The organism is Pedobacter sp. UBA5917 (genome assembly GCF_002432345.1).
Classification (GTDB): domain Bacteria; phylum Bacteroidota; class Bacteroidia; order Sphingobacteriales; family Sphingobacteriaceae; genus Pedobacter.
Map to the genome: position 1 here is coordinate 1 of NZ_DJDT01000198.1, position 3960 is coordinate 3960.

The 3960-nt window shown below is 40.8% G+C and carries 3 protein-coding genes; 1 reads left to right on the forward strand and 2 read right to left on the reverse strand.

Annotated features, from left to right (window positions below; genetic code table 11):
* The first annotated feature begins 96 nt into the window (after positions 1-96).
* Positions 97-2472 (forward strand): penicillin-binding protein 1C, encoded by a 2376-nt coding sequence (gene pbpC, locus B2V92_RS13030; protein ID WP_293308692.1) that lies wholly within the window; start codon positions 97-99, stop codon positions 2470-2472.
* A gap of 3 nt (positions 2473-2475) precedes the next feature.
* Here pbpC and B2V92_RS13035 read toward each other — a convergent pair whose 3' ends face one another.
* Together B2V92_RS13035 and B2V92_RS13040 are read right to left on the reverse strand one after the other, a co-directional pair.
* Positions 2476-3354: a hypothetical protein gene (locus tag B2V92_RS13035; RefSeq protein ID WP_293308694.1), complete on the reverse strand. Its 879-nt coding sequence runs from the start codon at positions 3352-3354 to the stop codon at positions 2476-2478.
* A gap of 6 nt (positions 3355-3360) precedes the next feature.
* Positions 3361-3960, reverse strand: a 600-nt coding sequence (locus tag B2V92_RS13040; protein WP_293308696.1) for a hypothetical protein, incomplete at its 5' end; no start/stop codon positions are given.

Genomic DNA, 3960 nt, shown 5'->3' on the forward strand with positions numbered 1-3960 from the left:
CTCGTTACAAACGAGGACGATGGAACTTAATAATAAACCCAGCGCCTCGGTTCGTGTCACCACGAACCGAAACATACCATATCATACCAAAACCAAATGAACAAAACACCAAAAGCATTCCTCATTTCCGATCTGATCTGTTTTGCCCTGCTTTTGGGATTTCTATTTTTATTACCGTCAAAACTTTTCAAAACACCTACCTCTTATGTAATTGAGGCAAGCAATGGCAATTTATTAAGTGCTGCAATTGCCAGTGATGGGCAGTGGCGTTTTCCGGTGGCCGATAGCGTTCCCATAAAATTTAAGGATTGCATTATTGCATTTGAAGACAAACGGTTTTACAACCATTTTGGCGTAGATATATTGGCCATGAGCAGGGCCATGCGTCAGAACTGGCGGGCAAAAAGTGTGGTAAGTGGTGGTAGTACCTTAACCATGCAGGTAATCCGCTTATCCCGCAAACAGGATCGCACCTTATGGCAAAAACTATTGGAAGTTATTTTGGCTTTCCGTTTAGAAATTAAATATTCGAAAGAAGATATTTTAGGTTTGTATGCTGCCAATGCTCCATTTGGAAGCAATGTTGTTGGCTTGGAAGCTGCCAGCTGGCGTTATTATGGCCGTGATGCAAAAACCCTTTCGTGGGGCGAAATGGCCACTTTAGCGGTGCTTCCCAATAGTCCATCGTTGGTTCATCCAGGTAAAAATTCGACCAAACTGATAAAAAAAAGGAACGATTTACTCGATAAACTTGCCAAACTTAAATACATCGATCAAGCTACTGCCAACTTATCCAAGTTGGAGCCTGTGCCGGGCAAACCGATGGCCTTACCGCAAAATGCACCGCATTTATTAAACCGCTTTAAGGCCGAAAGGAAAAATCTGGATATTAATTCGACCAGAATTACCTCTACTTTGGATGAAAATATTCAGCTAAAGGTAAATTCGATATTAAAACGGTATAATAACCGTTATCGGGCCAATGATATCAATAATATTTCGGCATTGATACTCGATGCACGTATAGGTAAAGTAGTAAGTTACGTGGGCAATATTTACCAGCCTGAAAATACCGACCTGCAAAGCCATGTGGATATGATCAAAGCACCACGCAGTCCGGGCAGTACCTTAAAACCTTTGCTGTATGCCAGTATGATGAACGACGGTTTTATATTGCCCCACACCTTAATTCCTGATATCCCCACTCAAATTGCCGGTTATTCGCCACAAAATTACGATCTGGGTTATGATGGTGCCATTGCTGCAGATAAAGCCCTGAGCCGATCGCTAAACATACCTGCAGTAAAAATGCTGCAACAATACAAGTACGAACGTTTTTATGATAAACTCAAAAAACTCGGCATTGGTACATTAAATCAACCCGCAGATCACTATGGATTATCCTTAATTTTGGGTGGCAGCGAAGTAACCATGTGGGATCTCACCAATACCTATATGGGCATGGTGCGCACTTTAAACCATTTTAATACTTACAAAGGACTTTACAATCCTGAAGATTATAAACCTGCACGTTATTTCAATAGTAAAGATTCCGACGAAAAAGATTACCAGCGAAACTCTTTTTTAGATCACGGTGCAATATGGGCCACATTTAATGCCATGGAAGAAGTAATGCGCCCGGGCGATGAAGGTTTGTGGGAACAATTTTCATCATCACAAAGGGTTGCATGGAAAACCGGCACCAGTTTTGGCTTCCGGGATGCCTGGGCGGTAGGTTTAACTCCAAATTATGTGGTATGCGTTTGGGTGGGCAATGCCGATGGTGAAGGAAGACCCGGTTTAGTGGGTATCGAAGCAGCAGCTCCGGTCCTATTCGACATTTTTAGGTTATTGCCCAATGGGAAATGGTTCGAAACGCCAACAACCAAACTCAAAAAGCTTAAAATATGCAAGCAAAGTGGTTACAAGGCCGGAGAATACTGTACTGATGTGGTAGAAGAGTTGGTTCCGGTTTCAGGAGAAAAAACAGCTGTTTGTCCTTATCATAAATTGGTCCATCTGGATAAAACCGGTGTTTACAGGGTTACCGATCAGTGCGAAAGTGTAACCAATATGCAGCACAAAAGCTGGTTTATTTTACCTCCGGCAATGGAATATTACTACAAAATTAAAAACAGTGATTATAAGAATCTCCCTCCTTTTAAAGATGGTTGCAACCTTTCGGGAGGAAATAGTGTAATGGAGGTAATTTACCCTAAAAACAACGCCATAGTTTATATTCCCTTAGAACTTGATGGTACAAGAGGTAAAATTGTAATCAATGCCGCACATCGAAATTCGAACTCAAAAATATACTGGCATATCGATAACGAATACGTGGCCACCACTACCAATTTTCATCAACTGGCTGTTAGTCCGCCGCCTGGCAAACATACCTTAACATTGGTCGACGAAAATGGTGAAAGATTGGTGCAGGTTTTTACGGTTCTGGATAAAGAGAAGAAAAATTAAATGCTAAAGAATTAATTTCAGGTTATTCTTTTTAGCTGCCAATGCATATAATACTTCGGGCTTGTTAATGTTATTCCTGCTTAGTGTTAGTTCAATTAAATTTGGGAGCTTATCGCACTTTAACAACAAAACGGCTCCTTCATCGCTTATAAAATTATCGGTTAAGTCCAGTTGTTCCAGATCGGGCAATAAAGTGGAATTAAATAAAACATTAACACCTTCGTTGCCAATGGTATTATAGGATAGATTTAATCCCTTCAATTGAGTTAATAGTTTAGATTTGGCTAGCAATTTCGTCCGTTCGATATTTATACCACAGTTTTTTAGCTTTAGGATTTTTAACCCATCCAATGCAGTGGGATTAAACAAAATTTCCAGCTTCTCATCCGAAAGTGTAATTCCATTTAAATTAAGTATGACCAAATGCCTTAAAAATTTTGAACCGGATAATGCCAGCATTCCTTCTAAACTTACGCTACTTCTATCGATACTGATCTCAATGAGATTAACCGCAAAAGGAGAAGATGCAACAACCGTCAGATCGTTACCATTCGTACTTCTATTGATATCGATACCTTTGGCCAGCAGAATCACATCTGTAAGGTATCCATTGTTGAATACCCGTGCCCATGCCATATTCACCGTTCTTACCACTAATGGCCAATCTGTAATAAGGTTATTGGTGTATGTGATAGCTTCATGTTTATGATCCCATTTCCAGGCATAAAAAAGCTCAATTAATGCATTCCAGGTTTCATTAAATGGCCCATTTTTAACAATTGAGGCGATTAATGCCAGTCTTTCCGTATCTGATAAATTTTCAATTTTATCGGCTTCAATATAATCCAAAAGGTAATGGTACAATATTTTTGTGTCGGTCATGTTCTTTTATTCGTATCTAGCCAATATCTGGTTAAAAGTATTCATTTCCTGTTCAGATAGCTCCGGTTTCAGTCTCCATCCTGCATCTTCATCCACCAATAATCCTGCTCCCCTCAATTCGTTTACCATTGCCGTATAACGCTCTGGTTCAAGGGTACCTCTCAATCTATAAACCCTTGTAATACCAGTATTGGTCCTATCCTGGCCTGGGGTTGCGGATGCTGCAATTACAACATCAAATTGTTCGCTGGCATCATAACCAGGTATTGGGGTCATTTCGCGGTGGGCTTCATGGCAGAATGTAATTAAAGGTGTTATATCTGTTCCGTGTCCGATAGCAAAAATACGGTTATGTTTTGGTGTAATGTGTTTTACATCTACAGCATACCTTTCAAGCGGTGGAGCTACAACATTCGCGTCCACATCGAAACTTCTGGGGTTAAAGCGCACGAATTGTTTAGGCACGCCTTTATAGCCGGTAGCCAAACTGCCCACATAATCTATTTCGCCAATTGGCCCGCTAAAATCTACGTCAGGGTGTGCTGCCCTTTGCGCCGCAACCCAGGTAACAATCTGATTTCTTGCCGGAGGCCACAAGCGCGATAA

What these genes read in the sequence shown, in the direction of transcription:
- B2V92_RS13035 (WP_293308694.1), bottom strand. Translation starts at nt 3,354, where the DNA reads ATGACCGACACAAAAATATTGTACCATTACCTTTTGGATTATATTGAA.
- pbpC (WP_293308692.1), top strand. Translation starts at nt 97, where the DNA reads ATGAACAAAACACCAAAAGCATTCCTCATTTCCGATCTGATCTGTTTT.